Origin of the sequence: Sporomusa acidovorans (genome assembly GCF_900101845.1) — a bacterium.
Classification (GTDB): domain Bacteria; phylum Bacillota; class Negativicutes; order Sporomusales; family Sporomusaceae; genus Sporomusa; species Sporomusa acidovorans.
Genome location: NZ_FNAM01000001.1, coordinates 402833 through 421002 on the forward strand (window position 1 = coordinate 402833; position 18170 = coordinate 421002).

Genomic DNA, 18170 nt, shown 5'->3' on the forward strand with positions numbered 1-18170 from the left:
AGATAATCCTTCATGTAACAAAACTTCTTTCATTTCTGTTATAAAAAAGCGTAAAACGTTTTATAACGTTTGTTATTTAAAAATGATCTTGCACAAAACAGCGTGATTAAAAAATTGGCTGGGGCTAAGACCGGTTAGTTCTTTTAATTTAGCAAGCCTAAAGACAAGCGTATTGCGATGAATATATAGGTCTTTGGCCGCAAGCGAAACATTCAGATTATTTCTTAACAGTATCCGAATGGTATTTGCCATGTCATATTTAGCCGTAAGCTTGCTTTTTATAATTTTTCTGACATAATTAAGGGCCAAACATTTTTCGATTGCTCCGGGCACTTCCAGCAGATAAGACGACATTACGTCATAATCATAGATAGAGGCAACCGGCGTATCGGCATCAGCATGTTGGTGTGTAAAAACAGCTTCTTGGTAAGAGTAATATAATTCAGCGGGAGTTGTTGTCAAGCTGCCGATTCCGGTTTTTATACAATTATATTGCTGTTCTTTATTTAATACAGAATAAAGTTTATGGCCCCATAGATAAAAATCGCTAGCAATAGCATCATTCGGAAACTGTTTCAGAATAATAAGCTCCTTCTCCCTGAAAACATAGACATCATTTTTATCAACAAGCTCCGCAGCTTCCAACCGCCCGATTAGATCTTCCTCAAGACGGGGGATAATAAGCTCATGTGCTCCATAATGGTTAAGAGTTTTTTCTAAGACGGAATCAAGCCTCACAACTGCTACAAAACGGGGGGAATGCAGATTAAAACGCAGTAGATTGGCGATCTGCGTTATTTGATCATAGTTTTCTCGATATCTTGCTTCAAGGAGCAGGTGAACCATTCGTTCCTTCAATTGTAAATTTAACCGGAATTTTTCCAGCAAGCTTTCACGCTCTAACAAAAGCTCGGTTATCATTTTAACCAATTGGGCTGTATTTTTCACTGCATCAGGTTCGCCGGAAATACCGACAACACCAACAATTTGATCATCTAGTAAGATAGGCCAATTTAACCCTGGCTGCGCTCCAGGAAATTGCTCTATCTGATTTGAATGTATTTCCACCAAATCACCACTAAGGATCGCATTAATGGCGCCCTGATGGTAACTGTTAATTCTTGCCGGCTGACCTGATCCAATAATAATTCCGTCGCTGTTCATAATATTCACGTTGCAATGTACAATCGGTATAATGTTGTCCACGATTTTTTGCGCTAATTCTCTTGTGATGATCACATTATCACTCCTGTCAATTAACCTGTCTATATTGCACATTATCATTCCATAACCATTGTCACTATTTCCAAACGCGTTGTACATATTGTACAACATACCTGACTAAATGTACAACATCATTAGTAATTGCAGATAATTGAAAATTCTCTACCATTTCTATAAACTAAGAATAAGAAGAATGGTAAAGTATTAAAGATTTTTAAGCTCAATATATCTAAACGGAAGTGAAAATAATGCATATTGTTATAGCACCGGACTCCTATAAAGGGAGCCTATCTGCGATAGGCGTAGCTAACGCCATGGAACGTGGAGTTATTTCGGTTTTTCCTAGTGCGCAAATACATAAGCTGCCTATTGCCGATGGCGGCGAAGGAACGGTTGAAGCGCTAGTGACCGCCACTAAGGGAAAAGTAATCCACCAAGTAGTTCAGGGTCCTCTGGGTAATCCCATTACAGCATCCTGGGGAATTCTTGGCGACGGAAAAACGGCAGTCATTGAAATGGCAACTGCGTCGGGGCTTACACTTGTCCCCAAAGAAAAGCGCGATCCGCGAGTAACTACAACCTATGGAACTGGTGAATTATTCAGGGCCGCTCTTGATCAGGGTATTCGTAAATTTATCGTCGGCATTGGCGGCAGTGCTACTAATGACGGCGGAACCGGGATGGCTCGGGCGCTGGGAGTAAAATTTCTTGATAAGTTTGGCAAAGAACTTTCTCCCGGAGGAGCTGCCTTAATTAATTTAGCACAAATTGACCTTTCCGGAATCGACCTTCGTATAGCGGAAGCAATTATACTTGTTGCTTGTGATGTAGACAATCCGCTTTGCGGGCCGAAAGGCGCATCAGCTGTATATGGACCGCAAAAAGGAGCGACACCTGAAATGGTCGCTCAGTTGGATTATGCACTGAAACATTTTGCCGCAATAGCAACAAAGGCAACCGGTAAAAATGTGTCCAATATGCCGGGAGCAGGTGCCGCCGGCGGCCTGGGTGCCGGCTTGTTGTTCTTTACGAATGCTCAATTAAGGCCAGGAGTTGATATTATTCTTGCCGCAGCCAACTTTGCAGATATTGTAAAAAATGCAACCTTTGTCCTTACCGGCGAAGGAGCAACCGATTTTCAGACTGCTTTTGGCAAAGCTCCTGTTGGAGTAGCAAAAATAGCAAAAAAATTTAATATTCCAACGATTTGCCTCTCAGGGGGGTTGGGTAAAGGCAGCGATGATGTCTTACAGCAGGGGATTGACGCGTTAATGAGTATTGCTCCCCGACCGATGCCACTTGACGAATGTATCCATTCTGCCGATGTCCTTATTGAACAAGCTACCGCCCGTGTTTGCCGCCTAGTAAACATCGGATTTCAACTGAACATTGCAAAACAAAAGCAAAATAACTAATTGAGAAGTTATCCAACTGCGGTTAATCAGTTTAGATCTTGATCTTACATAAGTCCTCGCATAGCGAGGGCTTATTTTTTCATGCACCATTTCTTTTTACAAAGAATTTCTCTTCTCTGCGCAAATTGCATTACCCAACTGGGAACACATAAGAAAAAAACATCCAGTAAACACCAGATGTTGAAAATACAAAAAATTTGGCGGTTGCACCATGATTGGGAAACACATTTATTTTTTAATTTCGATTCCGGCCAGTTCTTCATAATGTTTAATTATACTGCAAATATCTTGCTCTCCATATCCCTTGGCAACTGCCGTATGAATCATTTCCCGAACAACGGCCATTACCGGCATGGGTAAGCTTAATTCTTTAGACAAGTCGTAAATTAAACCAAGATCTTTATATAACATGACCGTTCCAAAAGCTGGTGTAAAATCACGGTTAATAATTTTAGGGACTCTGGATTCGGTTACGGCACTGCGCGCGCCCCCGCCATTAACCACCTGAACAAATACTTCCGGATCAACGCCGCTCTTACAGGCCATGGTAAGTGCTTCAGCTAACGAAAGCAGATTAGTTGCTACCAATGCGTTATTAGCCAGCTTCATATAGGAACCTGTTCCGCTTTCTCCCATGTAAAAGGCCTGTTGCCCCATCGTATTAAATAGTGGCAAGCATTGCTCAAAAGCCTTCTTATCGCCTCCGACCATAAATGTTAATTTTGCTTCTTGCGCCTGAATACCGCTGCCAGTTACCGGACTATCCAGCATAGTGATGCCTTTGCCTGCAACCTGCTTGGCTAACCGGATACTGGTATGCGGTGAGATGGTACTGCTATTCATGATAATTAAGCCAGGCTGAGCCCCTTCTATAATTCCATTTGTTCCTGTTAGGGCAGTCTCAACCTCTGCGTCTGCTTTCAACATAATAAGAATTGCTTCGCAGTGCTTCGCCACTTCCGCCGGATTATTACACAAGCGTGCTCCGCTTTTTACCAGCGACTCGGCTTTACTTGCCGTTCGGTTGTAGACATATAGCTCATAGCCAGCATTTAGTAAATGTCTTGCCATCGGCTTCCCCATAATACCCAAACCAATAACTCCAATCTTTTTCATACCGCTCTCCACCTTTTTCTTATATTGTTATCAAAGTACTTCAAAACAGTTACTTAAAAGCACCAATCGTAAATTGTTTACGAAGCAATAATTAATATAGTAAATTATTTACGATTTTATAATAAATAATTTATTCAGCTTTGTCAACATTATCTTCTTAGATAGCGACTAAAATTTTTGCCAGCAATGGATAGACAATGGTATGATGGAATAAAAAACTTCCAGGAGGATACCATGCCGGAGAACAACCTGTTTTCAATTATCAGAACACGTTACCATACCTTGTCACCCGCCCAAAAAATAATTGGAGATTATATTTTAAAAAATAGTAATTCCGTTGTGTTACTATCTATTAGCGATTTAGCATCTGAATGTAAAACAAGCGAAACGACCGTAATCCGCTTTTTACAAAAAATCGGCTATTCATCCTACCAGGTTTTTAGAGTAAAACTGGCCCAAGAACTTTCACCTAATCAGCCACAAGCCATCTACGAAAATATAACTGGCAGCGAAGAAATAACCAGCAGTGATGATATTGCTCAAATAAGGCACAAAATACTGTCCTCGGTTTCAGCATCATTGCAGGACTTGAGGAGGCTTATTGACGATACTGCCATTTCTTCAGCCGTCCACTTATTGCATAAAGCAAAAAAAATTCTGTTTTTTGGCAGCGGCGGATCTGCCGTAATAGCCCATGACGCTTTTCATAAATTTCTGCGGCTGGGCCTTAATGTTGTTAATGATTTTAGTTCTCATCTTATGTTTCTTAACTGCACGCATACAACAGAGCATGACGTAATTTTTCTGGTATCCCATTCAGGAGAAAGTATTGATACAATTGAATGTGCCAAACTGGCCAAGGCCAACCAGGCCCGTATTATTGCGATCACTAGTTACCAAAACTCAACATTGGCCAAAATTGCCGACGTATGTTTATTGAGTTCCACCAGTGAAAAAAAATATCACACCGATGCCATGGTCTCGCGAATTATTCAGTTGGTAATTGTCGATATGCTGTATGTGCCACTTGTTTTAAAGCTAGGAGAAACAGGCATTGAGAAGATTAATAAATCCCGGCTTGCCGTTGCCAGAACAAAAACGTAATTAAATCAAAAAAAGCCGCCAAGCAGCAAATAAAAGCTGCCTGGCGGCCAGTTGTACATTCAATGTCGCACATCAAACAAAATCTTATAAATAGAACCATGTTTTTCGTCTTCATATAACCAAACCAATGGTGTCGTACGTTTTAACAAATATCCCCAATCTATTGTTGCTGCAACTACCCGATCAAAAGTGCGACAGGAAGAATCGTTGAAACGAAGTGCTACTTGCAGTGTACGATTAGCTTGATTTTTATTTAGCTCAAACTGCTCTAAAATTCTTGTATCATCATTCTCCTGCAGATTGCCAAAAATTTTTACCTGTCGACCAAGAGTGTTTTTTAAAATTTCCTGGAGGCTGGAGTATACACCGTCAAACCGATCGTTCATTCCTACACCTACTTTCAAAAATTATCCTAATCATAGGAGCAACAGATATACCATTGGACAGTTAACGGATTGTTTTGCCAACCAAATTACATATCTAAAATAACTATATAGAATTTTACAAAAATATACAACCTAAAATTGCTAAATGTTGTAAATATAAAGCTGAAATGGTGAATATCCGACCTGATTGGTATGCAACAGCGAAATTCCGATCTATGCTTTAATCTCAAAGTATATTTTCGGCACATAATTAGTCTGTTTTTACGGTAAACTACTAGCAAAACTATGGCAAAGGAAGCTATATATGAAACTAATTAATGTTGGCGATGATGCACCAAATTTTACCTTGACCGACAATAACGACCAATATGTCACCCTGACAAATTTTCGCGGCAAAAAGGTTCTTCTTTCCTGGCACCCCTTAGCCTGGACACCTGTTTGTACCGATCAAATGCGCGCCTTGGAAGTTAACTATGAAAACTTTCAAAACCTTAATACAATACCTTTGGGTTTTAGTGTTGATCCCACACCATGCAAAAAGATATGGGCCCATGCCTTACAACTAAAAATGTTAAAAATTTTATCCGATTTCTGGCCGCATGGCAAAACAGCCAAGGAATACGGAATATTCAGGGAACAAGGCGGGTATTCCGAACGGGCTAACATTATTATAGACGAACATGGCAAAGTAATGTGGTTAAAAGTTTATCCCTCCGCCCAGCTGCCTGATCTTAATGAGGTTTTTAACGTATTGTCAGGCAGCTAAATTAAGCGAACAAGTTCATAAAGAGTATGAGAGCTCCAGTTACGCCGCTGGAGTTCTCTTTTTTGTGTCCTGAATTTCAGACTTACAAAGTGTTGGTACCGGCCGCCTTATTGGCGGCGTCAATTGCCTGTTGGGCCAAGTCAATTGCTTGACCCAATGTATTCAGCTCTTGTACTGGATTATGAAACCCCATACTGTTTGCTGCTGCCACATAATCCCAGTACCACTGAGCATGGCGCAAAAGTTCGCGTGCATTGGTTATCTCTGTTTGATTAGCAGCGGTATTGGTACTGGCTTGTTGAATAGCACCATGCGCCCTTGCAATTTTCTGGCCAGCAGTATGCTGAAGCTGCCACACATTGTCCTGGATGGCTTTGACTTGACTAAACAATAACTCTTGTCCTTGATTGTGACAGGGTGAGCAGGATTCTCCCATTGTTTTGAGCGGGCTTGTTACCCAATGCGAGGTATATTTCTGCCCATTTTTACGCATGTATGGCATATGACAGTCGGCACAGGAAACTCCGAATTGACCGTGAACACCGTTTTGCCACTCTTCGTAATCCGGATGCTGTGCTTTCAAAACAGGTACCTGAGAATCGGGATGAATAAAATCCTGTGCGAAACCGTTTGGTTTGGTTGAATAATATTCATACATTTGTTGGGGGGTTAGTCCTTTATCCCAAGGGAAGATAACCTTAGAAGTACCTGGTTCGAAATAATACTCAGAGTGACACTGCGCGCAAACATAGCTGCGCATTTCTTCACGGTTGGCTTTACTTACATCAATACCGCGCTTTTGCATCGCTTCAATAAAGGCCGGATTGATAACCCGCAGCCCCATAGTTTCCGGATCATGGCAGTTAGCACAAGTAACAGGATGCTTTGTTTTATCCATTAACTCGTTAAGCGGTTTATTGGCATAGCTCCAACCCATTTCCTGGTATGCCTGCTCGATGTATGGTGTTTTACAGGTAATACACGCCGCTTTGGCAGCAGGGCCAATCCGTTTGGATTCACGCAAATCCTCGAGTGAATAAGGATGCCCTCTATCTTCGGTATAATCTTTGCTAAACGGGTTTCCCTTAAAATTTGTATAAAGTTCAGGTTGCATCTCGGCCTTTTGCACTTTGATACTGCCGCCATAGCCGGCCGGTGATACTGCCATCTCTATATTTTTCTTATAACTGTTATACTCTAAGGGGTAATTTTTCCCCCAGGTTTCCGTGTCATATTCACCAGCAGGCAGTTTCACCAGTTTAACGGTTGACTGCGGTTTAAATATCCATACCCGACTAAGGACAACAGCGGCAAACAAAATGCTCAGTGACAAAAATGCGATCAATAATTTTTGGATCCTATTCAACTCCAATGCCCTCCTTAACCACAACTTGGCCATGGATCATGCCGCGATGACACTTCGTGCATGACTGCCCGCCCGCCGACATAAAAGTGTTGGCGACTGTGTGTGCGTGACAACGCAGGCAATTTTGCTCGACAATTGTTCTGCCTTTAGCACTAAGCCTAATTGTGTCAGGGTAGTCACGCAAAAATTCATGATAGGTATCATGTATTCCAGTCTGATTTTTGACAATCATTTTTTCGACTATGTTTTGCTGGGGCAGATGACAATCTCCGCAGGTAAATTGGCGATGGTTAGATGCTTGCCATGTAGCCGCTACCTGCTTCATAGAGTGGCAACTGCTGCAGAATGAAGCTTTATCAGCGTATGCAATACCGCCTCCGGCTATAGCCAAACCAATAACCGCAGCTAGAGCACCAAACAGCATCAATAGGATACTGTTCTTTTCCAAGTACTTTTTCCACTCCATGGCAATCTCCCCCAGACTGCACATCTTCACTCCATTTGCTCTATTAGATTGCCAAATCTGGAATTTGTTTATTCATTTGAAAGTAAACCGTAATTAGTAAGAGGATTAAGGCCTGCGCCATTCAAATGTAAATTCACTCCCCGAAGAACAAAAAACATGGTAAAAACACAGCACTTTCGTGCTAGTGTTTTACCATGTTTTTTAGTAATCTGTTTTAGTTGACAAGCTTATTCCGTAATTTCCCGATAAACAGCCGCCAGGAATTTGGCTCCATTCGCGATTACTGTCTCATCAATATCGAAAGCGGCATTATGATGACCACCACCGGTTGGAGTTCCATATAAAACAAACATAGCTTTTCCTCCCCGGCTCTGCACACGTTCCATCATAGCCGTAAAGTCCTCGGATCCGTTCAAGCCGGCCTCCGGCATAAGCTGCTTAACCGATGGTAATAATTTAGCAACCTTAGACCCTAAAGCAACCAATTCAGGTGAATTTGTACCGCCACAAGCTACTGCGGCCGGGTTAATTTCCAATTCCAAGCCATACATCACGGCAACACCTTGTAGGATCTCTTTCGCCCGGGAAACCATGTAATCATTAATTTCATCTGTCGCCCCCCGTGTCTCTAAACGAAAACTGGCCTTGTCGGGAATTATATTCCAATCAGTACCGGCCGACATAATCCCGACATTAATCTGCGAGGCCCCGTTACCATGGCGGGCAATGGCATATAAATTTGTCACCGCAGCGCAGGCACCCAGCAATGCATTCTTACCCTCATCCGGACGAATGGCCGCATGGGCTGCCCGGCCCCGGTATGTAACTTCAAAACGCGACATAGGGTATATATTGGTTACGTTTACAGCAATTTGTCCAATTTGTTTCAGACTAGTACCGACATGACCTCCAAATAAATAGTCTACATCATCCACTACCCCGGCAGCCACCATAGCCGCCGCTCCGGACAGATTCTCTTCATTCGGCTGAAAAATTAACTTTACTGTACCTTTCAACAGTTCCCGGTTTTCACTAAAATAGCGAGCCAAGAGTAATCCTATCGAAGTATGAGCATCATGCCCGCACATATGGGCACAGCCAGGATTTTGCGAAACAAATCCTTCACGGACCGGCCTATGTCCGGGATCACCAGCCTCATGCACCTCATTAGAATCAATATCAAACCGAAAGCCGACAGTAGGCCCCGGCTTATCTCCTTTAAGCACAGCTACTACCCCGGTAAAACCGCCTTTTGCGGACAAAATAAACTTTTCCTTTACGCCAAACTTTAGCGCCCGTTGATATTCTACCGCGTGTTTCGCGGCATTTGGCAACAATATTTGTTTCGCGGAAGCAATCACATCTTGCCCTAAAAATAGCGTATAACCCCAGTCCGAAAGTTTTTCCGCAATAAAGCCGGTCGCATAATACTCCACCCAAGCTGTTTGGGGACACTTGTGAAGCTGGCGTCGCCATCCAACAGCTTCTGAAAAACACCTGTCAATTTCTTCCTCTTGCTTAAGAAATGTTTCCATGTTAAATTACACTTCCTTTAATAATCAACGCAGACAACTTATAAATTAACAACCACTTACATCTCATTTTTCACATAAATAGTATTGTCAGTTTCAACTCTAGCAGGGGTATAGGTGACTAAACTTACTAATACGTAACAGACCAAATTGACTGCTAAAGCAACAAACCCGGCGTTAAAATTCATTCCGGCAATGGGGAACGGGTCCATCTTACCCAATATCAGACCAAACACCAATACTTCGCCGACAACCAAGCCAATATACGCACCAAGCTTTGTAGCCTTTTTCCAGAAAAGCCCCAGTACAATCATTGGGAAAAACTGAGTTACGCCGGAATAACCGGTAAGCAGTAGGTTAACCAGCATATTAGGCAGAAAGATAGCCAGGCATAATGCGATACAGGTTAATACCAATACCGTAGCGCGGGCAAGGACAGCTATCTTTTCATGGGAAGCGTCTTTGCCAAAAGTTTTGCAGTAAATACCGCGCGTACACAGCATAGATGTCGACAAAAGCAAGTCGGCTGCCGGAATCATGCAGGCCAGTGCTCCTGCTCCGCCAACAAGTCCCAATGCCCAACCGGGAAACGTCTCCCTAACCATGGTCATAAATGCCATATCAGGCGTTTTCAAAGGCGTACTCAGAACAAGCAAGGCAGTGAACCCAACCAACATGGGAAAAAGAAAGCAGATTTGATATAGTGGTAAATAAACGGCATTATGTCTAAGAACGTCCGGATTACGGGCGCTAAAACTGTTTGGCACAAAATGAGGCCACATATAAAATCCTAATCCTGTTAAAAGTAAAGTAGACATAGTCCAAGTGACATCTAAGTTTTTTGTCCCGCCTGGCAAAGTAAGAAATCCCGGCTTGGCTGCATCCAATGCTTCAAACATACCGCCCACGCTGCCAAAATAATGTATGGGAAGATAGAGTCCAAAAAAGGCCACAGCTGCGATCATGGAAACATCTTTAATCACAGCGGTTGCCGCAACACCCTTTAAGCCACTTAAATAGACAAACGATGCCACCAGCACAAAAGCAATCAGCATTGCCGGTATACGTGTCAGTTGTCCGTATGAACAAGTTTCTATAATTAATCCTAAACCTGTTAACTGCAATTGTAAATAGGGTAATAGAAAAGCTACACCAATTGTAGCCGTCAAGACAGCCAGTGTTTTACTTTTATATAAATGTTCAATTAAATCCGGCTGTGTCATTAAACCATATTTTTTACCAAGCGGGGAAATTTTAGGCAATACATAATAACCAACTACATAGGCCAAAGCTCCATAACCTAACATATAAAAAGATGGTGCTCCCCGACTATACGCCCAGCCACTGGCGCCAAGAAAAGCAAATGCCGTATAAATTTCACCGGCTAAAACAAACCAGCTCAGCCACCTGCCAAAATTTCTCCCGCCGACAGCCCATTCTTCAAGGTTCATTTTTTTCTTCATTCCGGGCAGCATACCCACTACGGTCGCGCCAATAATGAATGTAAAGATAACCAGAAGAGCGGTTACCTCATTTCCCATAATGTTACCTCCTCGTAATTCCACACTTAAGCTTCATTGTCTTTTCGTGAGTCTAGCTTATATAGCACTGTTAAACACCCAAAAGCTACAAATATGCCGGACAATAGCCAAAACGCCAAGAAAGGCAGTCCTAAAACCATAGGATGAACCGTATTCACAAAAGGAACCATACCAACAATCCAAACAAAAGGAATTAGTGTTAAGATCACTTTTAATGCGTCCATACTTCCCCCTCCCTTCTAAAAAAATAGAGACCACCTTATATGGCGTCTCATCTTTGAGGTCGTTTTTTACATTTTTATATTATAAAGCAAAGAGTGGCATTTTTCAACCGTTTTACGCAGTTTATTATCATATTTGTTTTTTCTCAATGGAAAAACGTACCCGTTATAAAACTCAAAAAGACAATCGGCTGAAGTCGTCAGCTTTATAGAAACACTAAATTTGCGACATGAGAATCTATCTTTACAATCAAACTGCAATTATAACCACCACTCAAACCGTAATTTTCTTGAATTATACTTTCAGTTTTTATCTCAAATTGGCTAGACACTGCATAGTAAATAGAAAGTATAGTTTTACCGGAGGCGATTACCCATGTCGTTTGAAAATTTACCATTATTGGTTCTTTTACTCCTCTCGGTATTAGGTAACAACCAGTCTGTAGCAATAGCGGCAGGATTACTTTTAATCCTAAAGCTTCTCGGCCTTAATGCTTTGTTTCCGATAATAGAAAGTAAGGGAATAAGTATTGGCATTACAATACTGACTTTCGCAATTTTGGCACCATTAGCAACCGGCCGTATTACATTAGGCAATATTCTCAGTGCTTTTAAATCACCGATTACCCTAATAGCACTGGCCTCCGGTATATTTGTTGCCTGGACCGCCGGGCGGGGCCTTTTATTTATAAATGCTTCACCGGAAATAGTGACTTCACTTGTCTTAGGCACAGTTTTCGGCGTATGCTTTTTACAAGGTATCGCGATTGGGCCACTCATTGCAGGCGGTCTCGTTTCATTGGTGGTCGCCTTTACAAATCTAATTAAGTAACACCCGCATCTGCCAAACGGCAAAGTCTGTTGTTTCCGTCTGTCCGTCCTGGAAGTTGGTTGTTATAGGATGCTGCTATTTCCTGCATGGACGCCGATTGTTCTTAGGTAGCTGCCGAAATAGTTTGGGCCTCACCAGCCGTGTTTTTGCTTATTGTCAATATTCTGGATAGAGCTTACAATTTGCTGGCTACCGCCAGCCATTTGATGAATAGATTCAGTTATATTAGTAACTGCAATTTACAAAACGAGGTCGAGAAAAATACTCTCGACCTCGTTAAAATTTTCAATTACTAAAATCCTTCATGAGTCTATAGAATAGAGCTTTCGCTAATAACCAAGCGGAAAAAATGGAGTGAGTGGTAGACCAGTTTGCCATTTTCTATTTTGCTCTCTTTTAGCACAAATTGTTTTACCGGAAATGATGCCGAAGCTAAGATTCTGCTAAAATTACCCAATGATTCCTTTCCAGAAAGTTCAACATCCCGCCCCAGTGTAATGTGCGGTTGATAAGGTCTTGTTTCCTGCAAAAATCCCACTTTGCCTAGTGCCGTGACAATATCTTTTTGCAACCTTGTCAATCTTGGTATATCACCGTCAACGCCTGCCCAAATTACGCGAAAGGGGGAACTCTTGCCAAAACTTCCAACTCTGCTTAGACGTATCGAAAATGCAGGTTGGATTTTAGCCACCCTATGCAAAGCCGAAACAATTGGCCCGAATTCCTGTCGAGACACTTCACCTAAAAATTGAAGAGTAAGATGTAAATTTGATTTCGTGACAAATCGCCCATATCCCGCCAAGGCACGCATCTTATTTTGAATCCCCTCTAATTCACACAATATTTCTTCCGGAAATTCAATAGCAACAAACAGTCTCATATTCCCCCCCATTTCCCTACTATCTTCTATTGCTTCAACAAGATACACTGTTAGGCTTCCTGCGAAACTATTTTATACCAGTCTCTCTTAAAATTCCATATACCTGTATTGTAATCCCAAAAAGATGTTAATAAACGCACAAGACAAACGGCCACGTTGGAACGTTACACTCTGGCAGAAATAAATTTTCATCATACCGTTAATTTATGGAATCAACTTCCTTACCTTTAGCTTTTCTCATCACTCTGGTGGCGCTAAACCGGCCTTAAGTATTAATCCCCTGGGAGTGGAAACAATAAATCAGAGCATAGTGGATGGAGTGTGAGCCTTGAAAAGCAATTTATTATCAATGGCAATAAATAATATAAAATCGATTCTAGGCTATTCACCGCCGATAGACCCTGATCCTTTTATTTTGGATGAAAACAGGCCTTTTGACAGCCGGACCACACCAGCCAAAGGCCCTGCAGCCCAAACATCACTTAAACAATTTAGTTGCCTCTTGCGCTTTTCCCAACGCTTAGAACAGTATATCCAAAAAACAGCGCGGATTATCAACAATAGACCTGCTACAGAAAGTTTTGTTCAGCTTAGGTTGGAATTGGATGCTTTAGAAAAACAATGGCGTGACCTATCACCAGTCCGGTTAGGCTATCAACTCAGTCAAAAACCCGATGCGCTGCCGCTAAGCACAAGCCTGGAAGAGAATAAACGCATTCTGCAAGAAATCTATCAACTGCCGCGCAATAAGGATATTATTGTGCGAGAATTTACATTGTCAGATAGTCTCTATCCTAATGCCGCCCTAGTCTATATTGACGGCATGATAAATAGTGAAAAGCTTGCGCGCTTTGTCTTACAGCCACTGATGAGCTATCAGCGGCCCAGCCCCCCCAAAGACAAAGATGTAATTGGACAAATTATTGCAAATGTTTTACCGAACTCTTCCGTAAGGCGAGAAAATGCCTATTGTAAGCTCCAGGAAGGAATTAACAGCGGGGACACCGTGATAATCATAGACGGTCTTGCGGAAGCAATTATTGTTGAAACGAAAGGCTGGGAACATCGCAGTGTGAGCACCCCGCAAACAGAGCAAACTGTCCGCGGTTCACAAGCAGCTTTCACTGAAAACCTGCGGGTAAATACCGGCCTCATTCGCTCAATTCTGCACAGCAGTGATTTGGTAACCGAAATGGTGAAAGTTGGCAAACGAGGACAGCTAAATTGTGCGGTCATATATCTAAACTCGATTGCCAATACATCGCTGACTGCTGAAGTAATCCGCCGGCTTGAAGGAGTCAGTACCGACTATGTCATTGATACCGGCCAGCTTATTCAATTTATTGAAGATTTCCCCCAAAGTATTTTCCCCCTGAGTGTTTCAACCGAACGCCCCGACCGTGTGGCCAGCTACCTGGTAGAAGGACGTGTGGCGCTAATTCTGGAGGGAAACCCATTTGCTCAGATACTTCCGGTTAGTTTTTTTTCTTTCTTCCATTCCGCCGAGGACTTCAGCGTGAATGCCATCATTACAAATTTCATGCGCATTCTCAGACTGTTTGGCGCGCTCATTTCGAGTGTGCTGCCCTCCCTCTATATTGCTATTGCCTATTTTCATCAGGAAGCCATACCAACAGAACTGCTGATGGCAATTGCCGGCTCACGGGAAAATGTCCCTTTTCCGGCAATTGTTGAAGTCATTATGATGGAACTTTCCTTTGAGCTAATCCGGGAAGCAGGTGTGCGCATACCCGGTATTTTAGGCTCGACTATCGGCATTGTCGGCGCAATTATTCTCGGACAGGCAGCAGTAACCGCCCGGATTGTAAGCCCTATCATTGTTGTAATTATTGCCATTACCGGGTTGGCCTCATTCACCATCCCCGAATACCGCATGGCTTCGGCTGTCCGGATTATCCGGTTCGGTCTGCTCATTTTCGCCTGGGTTATGGGATTGGTCGGACTGGGTTACGCCCTGCTGGGATTGACTGTTATTCTGTGCCGTCTAAAATCTTTTGGCATGCCCTATATGTCACCAATCGGTCCTAAATCACTGACCAGCAGTGATATTGTACTCCGGGGAGCTGTGTTTAATCAGGAAACCAGACCGGATGCCCTAAACACAAAAAATCCACAACGGCAGCCTAAGATTAGCCGTTTATGGAAGAAAAAAACAGTCGTTGAAAGAGATGAACATTAAGATGAAGTATCGCAGCGGCCGGTTAGGCATAGCAGAAGGTTTGGCCTTGGCTTTTGTTATCACGTTTCCTCCCATATTCTTAAGTACGGCAACCAAATCAGTGCAGGCGGCAGGAAGCATCGGTTGGGTCCCGGGAACTTTAGCGGCACTATCTGGCGGAACGTTACTGTACCTCTACACACTTGTGCTGGAACATAATCCCGGTGATCTCCTTACAGTTACGCAAAGCATACTGGGTAAACCGGCATCATGGATTTTGGGGCTTTTCTATTTTACCGTATTCTTTGTCCTGGCATCTTTGTGGACACGACAATTTGCGGAAAATACTCTGCTAACAGCTTTACCCTTTGCAGCTTTTGACAACGTAATCTTATGGTATAGCTTGGGGTCCGCCCTCCTTATTTATGCCGGCATCGAAGCCTTGTGCCGATCCGCCTATGTAATCATGCCCTTTAGTATCACGGCCATGTTGCTTGTATTTGCACTTCTGCTGCCAATGTATAAACCAATGTATCTTTTTCCCTGGCAGGGAAAAGGGTTGGAAAATCTCGCCAGACCATTCATCAATTTATTGGGTGCTACCGCGCCGTTATCGCTGCTGCTTTTTCTGGCACCTGCTTTTCAAACAATTAAAACTGTGCGGAGTGCCTTGCTGTTTGGGTTTGGCGGCAGCACTCTTATGCGGGTGTCCGCAGTTGCCGTATTCATCATGGTGTTTGGTTCCTTCGTCGGTGCGGAAAAAATGCTTCCATTTTATGAAATGGCACGGTTAATTTATCTTAACCGCTATATTCAGCGCCTGGAATCCATTTTTATCTTGCTATGGGTGATAACGGGGATAATTGCCATTGCCGTATGTCTGTATGGCAGCTTATACATACTTGCCAAGTTATTTAAGCTGCCCACAATCAGGCCTTTAATCCCGGCAGCTTCCCTTGTCATGATGCAATTGGCGATGCTACCATCCGATACCAATGCGGTACTGGCACTTGAGAGCAACTTTTTTGGCCTCTTTTGTGCCCCGGGAGTAGTTGTTTTTCCGGTCACTCTGCTGGTTGTATTTTTATTAAAAGGCGGACGAAAAGTATGCAGAAACTGCGAATCGAATTGATTATTTGCTTATTCTGGCTTTGCCTGCTGGCTTGCGGTTGCAACGGCGGCCGAGAAACCGATGAAATTGCCTGGGTAATAAGTATTGGGATAGACAAAGTGGATAATAATCTTGAAATCACATACCGGGTTGCTGTGCCAATCGCCTTAGCCGATGATACATCCGGAGGAGAAAAAAAGCAGGCCACAACGCTAGTCACGGTTAAAGCACCAACACTGGCAGAAGGACGCAATTTATTAAACACAACTTTGGCCCGGGCGGTAAGCCTAAGCCAGGTTAGATTGATCGTAATTTCAGAAAAACTTGCCCGTTCCGGGATTGAGGATTTGATCGGACCGCTAATTCGCTTTCGGGAATTTCGTGGCAGTATTTTTATTATGGTAGCCCGCGGAAGCACTCGCGAAACATTCGAAAAAAATACGCCTACTCTTGAAAACCTCGCTTCTCGCTGGATAGAAAACTATGCTCACACCTCAAATGAAGTTTCCTATTACACAATCGCCAACTTGCATGAGTTTTATCTACGCCTTAAAAACATTAGCGGTTCACCCTACGCAATGTATTACGCCCTGAACCCCCAAACAGGACAAGGACAACCTGCCGGCAAGGTAGCAGCAGGTGAAGTTAGCCAACAGTATTATCCCGGAGATATACCAAGAATTGGCGGTGATCCCGCTGAGGTATTGGGAACTGCTGTTTTTAAGAGCAGTAAAATGGTAGGCGCCCTAGATACCGAAGAAACACGGGCTTTCGCAGCTTTACAAAACCAGCTAAATCGAAATTTTATTGTTGTTGATGATCCGCTCACTCCTGAACACAAGGTAAATATTTCAATCCGTAATGGCAGAAAGCCTAAAATTGATATCATTAGCTTAGACGAACAGCCAACTATTACTATCGACATATTTTTGGAGGGTGAGATTACCGCCATCTCATCAGGCATCGCCTATGAAGAAAAAGAATACCGCAGTCTGCTTGAGCAGCAAGTTTCAGATGTCATGAAAAATCAGATCATCCAAATGCTTGCTAAGACCCAGAAATTAGGAACCGATATTGTTGATTTTGGCTACTATAGCCGTAGTAAATTTCGCACTTTGCAGGAAATGGAGACCTATAATTGGAACAGCCACTATCCACAGGCACAGTTTGAGGTTACTGTTCAGACCGAACTGCGAAGATCCGGTCTATTGCAAAAATCAGAGCCTATCCGAAAGGAGTAATTATGCCTTATCTGCTTTTAATCCTATCCATACTCGCTGCCATACATGCCTCATTATTTGGAATCTGGCTGATCAAGAATGGCAACAAGCCAGGCGCCTATGCCACATATGGACTGGCTGCGTTTTGTATAGCCCTGTCAGTCTATCGGCTCATTGCGGCTAAATAGGAGATTGATCCTTCTCAAATCCCCCAACTTAATACAATAAAGGATTTTCTGCAAAATACTGACATGTCAGGCAGAATTTTACCGATTTTTAGATAATAAATATTAAAAGAAAATTCTTAACGAAATTGGGGAGGGATTGCCATGCATGATGTTTGCGTTATTGGCGCAGGTGTAGTTGGTATGAACATTGCCAGGCAATTGGCCAAATATAACGTAAAGGTGTGTGTGTTAGAGAAAAACCGGTTCGCTGATACTGGCTTTCAGCGACGAAGAAATTCATACTTTGATTGTACTGCGAAAAGTTAATTTATGACCTTGTTATCACTGTTGCTGTAAATTTTAAATCGGCTACAGCCACATCTTTTCCTATTACGTATATATGTCGCTGCATCTCCAAGCTACTTACCCCTAAAATTAATGATCTAATTATTACTCGTCTGTTAAAAGGACAGACTAACCCCTTGAGGTGGTGTTGTAGGAAATGACGTAGCTACCTGCTTGATTGTTTCCTTGGTTTTTCTGGCTAGATAGGTAATGAATTGCTGGAAATTATGCCCGATTATTTTGAGACCAACTACAGCGCTGACCTTATGCTTACCACGAACTGCTAGTTTGCCAAGTCC

The 18170-nt window shown here is 42.7% G+C and carries 19 protein-coding genes; 9 read left to right on the top strand and 10 right to left on the bottom strand.

Features of this window, described 5'->3' with window-relative positions:
- Positions 1-72: 72 nt before the first annotated feature.
- On the bottom strand, positions 73-1239 hold the full coding sequence (locus BLR65_RS02130) for a CdaR family transcriptional regulator (protein ID WP_169716853.1): 1167 nt from the start codon (positions 1237-1239) through the stop codon (positions 73-75).
- A gap of 233 nt (positions 1240-1472) precedes the next feature.
- Between BLR65_RS02130 and BLR65_RS02135 the strand changes: the two genes are divergently transcribed.
- Positions 1473-2639 (top strand): glycerate kinase, encoded by a 1167-nt coding sequence (locus BLR65_RS02135; RefSeq protein ID WP_093791953.1) that lies wholly within the window; start codon positions 1473-1475, stop codon positions 2637-2639.
- Between the two features lie 228 nt (positions 2640-2867).
- Here BLR65_RS02135 and BLR65_RS02140 read toward each other — a convergent pair whose 3' ends face one another.
- Positions 2868-3755, bottom strand: coding sequence for an NAD(P)-dependent oxidoreductase (locus BLR65_RS02140; protein WP_093791954.1), 888 nt, complete (start codon positions 3753-3755; stop codon positions 2868-2870).
- Positions 3756-3941: 186 nt separating this feature from the next.
- On the opposite strand from BLR65_RS02140, the gene BLR65_RS02145 reads away from it, so the two are divergent.
- On the top strand, positions 3942-4859 hold the full coding sequence (locus tag BLR65_RS02145) for a MurR/RpiR family transcriptional regulator (RefSeq protein WP_245692304.1): 918 nt from the start codon (positions 3942-3944) through the stop codon (positions 4857-4859).
- Positions 4860-4918: 59 nt separating this feature from the next.
- Here BLR65_RS02145 and BLR65_RS02150 read toward each other — a convergent pair whose 3' ends face one another.
- Complete coding sequence (locus tag BLR65_RS02150; RefSeq protein ID WP_176772665.1) at positions 4919-5263, bottom strand: hypothetical protein; 345 nt, start codon at positions 5261-5263, stop codon at positions 4919-4921.
- Positions 5264-5549: 286 nt separating this feature from the next.
- Between BLR65_RS02150 and BLR65_RS02155 the strand changes: the two genes are divergently transcribed.
- Positions 5550-6011: a redoxin domain-containing protein gene (locus tag BLR65_RS02155; RefSeq protein WP_093791960.1), complete on the top strand. Its 462-nt coding sequence runs from the start codon at positions 5550-5552 to the stop codon at positions 6009-6011.
- Positions 6012-6093: 82 nt separating this feature from the next.
- Here the strand turns inward: BLR65_RS02155 and BLR65_RS02160 are convergent, their stop codons facing one another.
- The 5 genes from BLR65_RS02160 to BLR65_RS02180 all read right to left on the bottom strand — a co-directional run bounded on the left by BLR65_RS02160 (position 6094) and on the right by BLR65_RS02180 (position 11140).
- Positions 6094-7377, bottom strand: a complete 1284-nt coding sequence (locus BLR65_RS02160; protein ID WP_093791962.1) for an ammonia-forming cytochrome c nitrite reductase subunit c552 — start codon at positions 7375-7377, stop codon at positions 6094-6096.
- Entirely contained in the window at positions 7370-7843 is a 474-nt protein-coding gene (locus BLR65_RS02165) for a cytochrome c3 family protein (protein ID WP_093791964.1), read from the bottom strand. Before BLR65_RS02165 ends, BLR65_RS02160 begins: the two co-directional genes overlap by 8 nt.
- 227 nt (positions 7844-8070) lie before the next feature.
- Complete coding sequence (locus tag BLR65_RS02170) at positions 8071-9378, bottom strand: amidohydrolase (RefSeq protein WP_093791966.1); 1308 nt, start codon at positions 9376-9378, stop codon at positions 8071-8073.
- A gap of 56 nt (positions 9379-9434) precedes the next feature.
- On the bottom strand, positions 9435-10916 hold the full coding sequence (locus BLR65_RS02175) for a sodium:solute symporter family protein (RefSeq protein WP_093791968.1): 1482 nt from the start codon (positions 10914-10916) through the stop codon (positions 9435-9437).
- 26 nt (positions 10917-10942) lie between these two features.
- On the bottom strand, positions 10943-11140 hold the full coding sequence (locus tag BLR65_RS02180; protein WP_093791970.1) for a DUF3311 domain-containing protein: 198 nt from the start codon (positions 11138-11140) through the stop codon (positions 10943-10945).
- Between the two features lie 373 nt (positions 11141-11513).
- On the opposite strand from BLR65_RS02180, the gene BLR65_RS02185 reads away from it, so the two are divergent.
- The gene (locus BLR65_RS02185) at positions 11514-11969 is read left to right on the top strand and encodes a DUF441 domain-containing protein (protein ID WP_093791972.1); all 456 of its coding nucleotides are present in this window, start codon (positions 11514-11516) and stop codon (positions 11967-11969) included.
- Positions 11970-12279: 310 nt separating this feature from the next.
- On the opposite strand, the gene thpR is transcribed toward BLR65_RS02185, so the two are convergent.
- Positions 12280-12897, bottom strand: a complete 618-nt coding sequence (thpR, locus tag BLR65_RS02190; protein ID WP_093791974.1) for an RNA 2',3'-cyclic phosphodiesterase — start codon at positions 12895-12897, stop codon at positions 12280-12282.
- Between the two features lie 280 nt (positions 12898-13177).
- On the opposite strand from thpR, the gene BLR65_RS02195 reads away from it, so the two are divergent.
- From BLR65_RS02195 to BLR65_RS30700, 5 genes are all read left to right on the top strand, one after another.
- Positions 13178-15049: a spore germination protein gene (locus BLR65_RS02195; RefSeq protein WP_245692307.1), complete on the top strand. Its 1872-nt coding sequence runs from the start codon at positions 13178-13180 to the stop codon at positions 15047-15049.
- On the top strand, positions 15039-16160 hold the full coding sequence (locus BLR65_RS02200; RefSeq protein ID WP_093791976.1) for a GerAB/ArcD/ProY family transporter: 1122 nt from the start codon (positions 15039-15041) through the stop codon (positions 16158-16160). Before BLR65_RS02195 ends, BLR65_RS02200 begins: the two co-directional genes overlap by 11 nt.
- On the top strand, positions 16136-17380 hold the full coding sequence (locus BLR65_RS02205; RefSeq protein WP_093791978.1) for a Ger(x)C family spore germination protein: 1245 nt from the start codon (positions 16136-16138) through the stop codon (positions 17378-17380). Before BLR65_RS02200 ends, BLR65_RS02205 begins: the two co-directional genes overlap by 25 nt.
- A gap of 2 nt (positions 17381-17382) precedes the next feature.
- Positions 17383-17547 carry a hypothetical protein gene (locus BLR65_RS29390; RefSeq protein ID WP_169716851.1) on the top strand — a complete coding sequence of 55 codons (165 nt, stop codon included), beginning with the start codon at positions 17383-17385 and terminating at the stop codon, positions 17545-17547.
- A 135-nt stretch (positions 17548-17682) separates the two neighbouring features.
- Entirely contained in the window at positions 17683-17853 is a 171-nt protein-coding gene (locus BLR65_RS30700; RefSeq protein WP_342741361.1) for an FAD-dependent oxidoreductase, read from the top strand.
- Between the two features lie 134 nt (positions 17854-17987).
- On the opposite strand, the gene BLR65_RS30340 is transcribed toward BLR65_RS30700, so the two are convergent.
- Positions 17988-18170: hypothetical protein (locus BLR65_RS30340; protein WP_218130612.1), on the bottom strand; the 183-nt coding region annotated here is incomplete at its 5' end.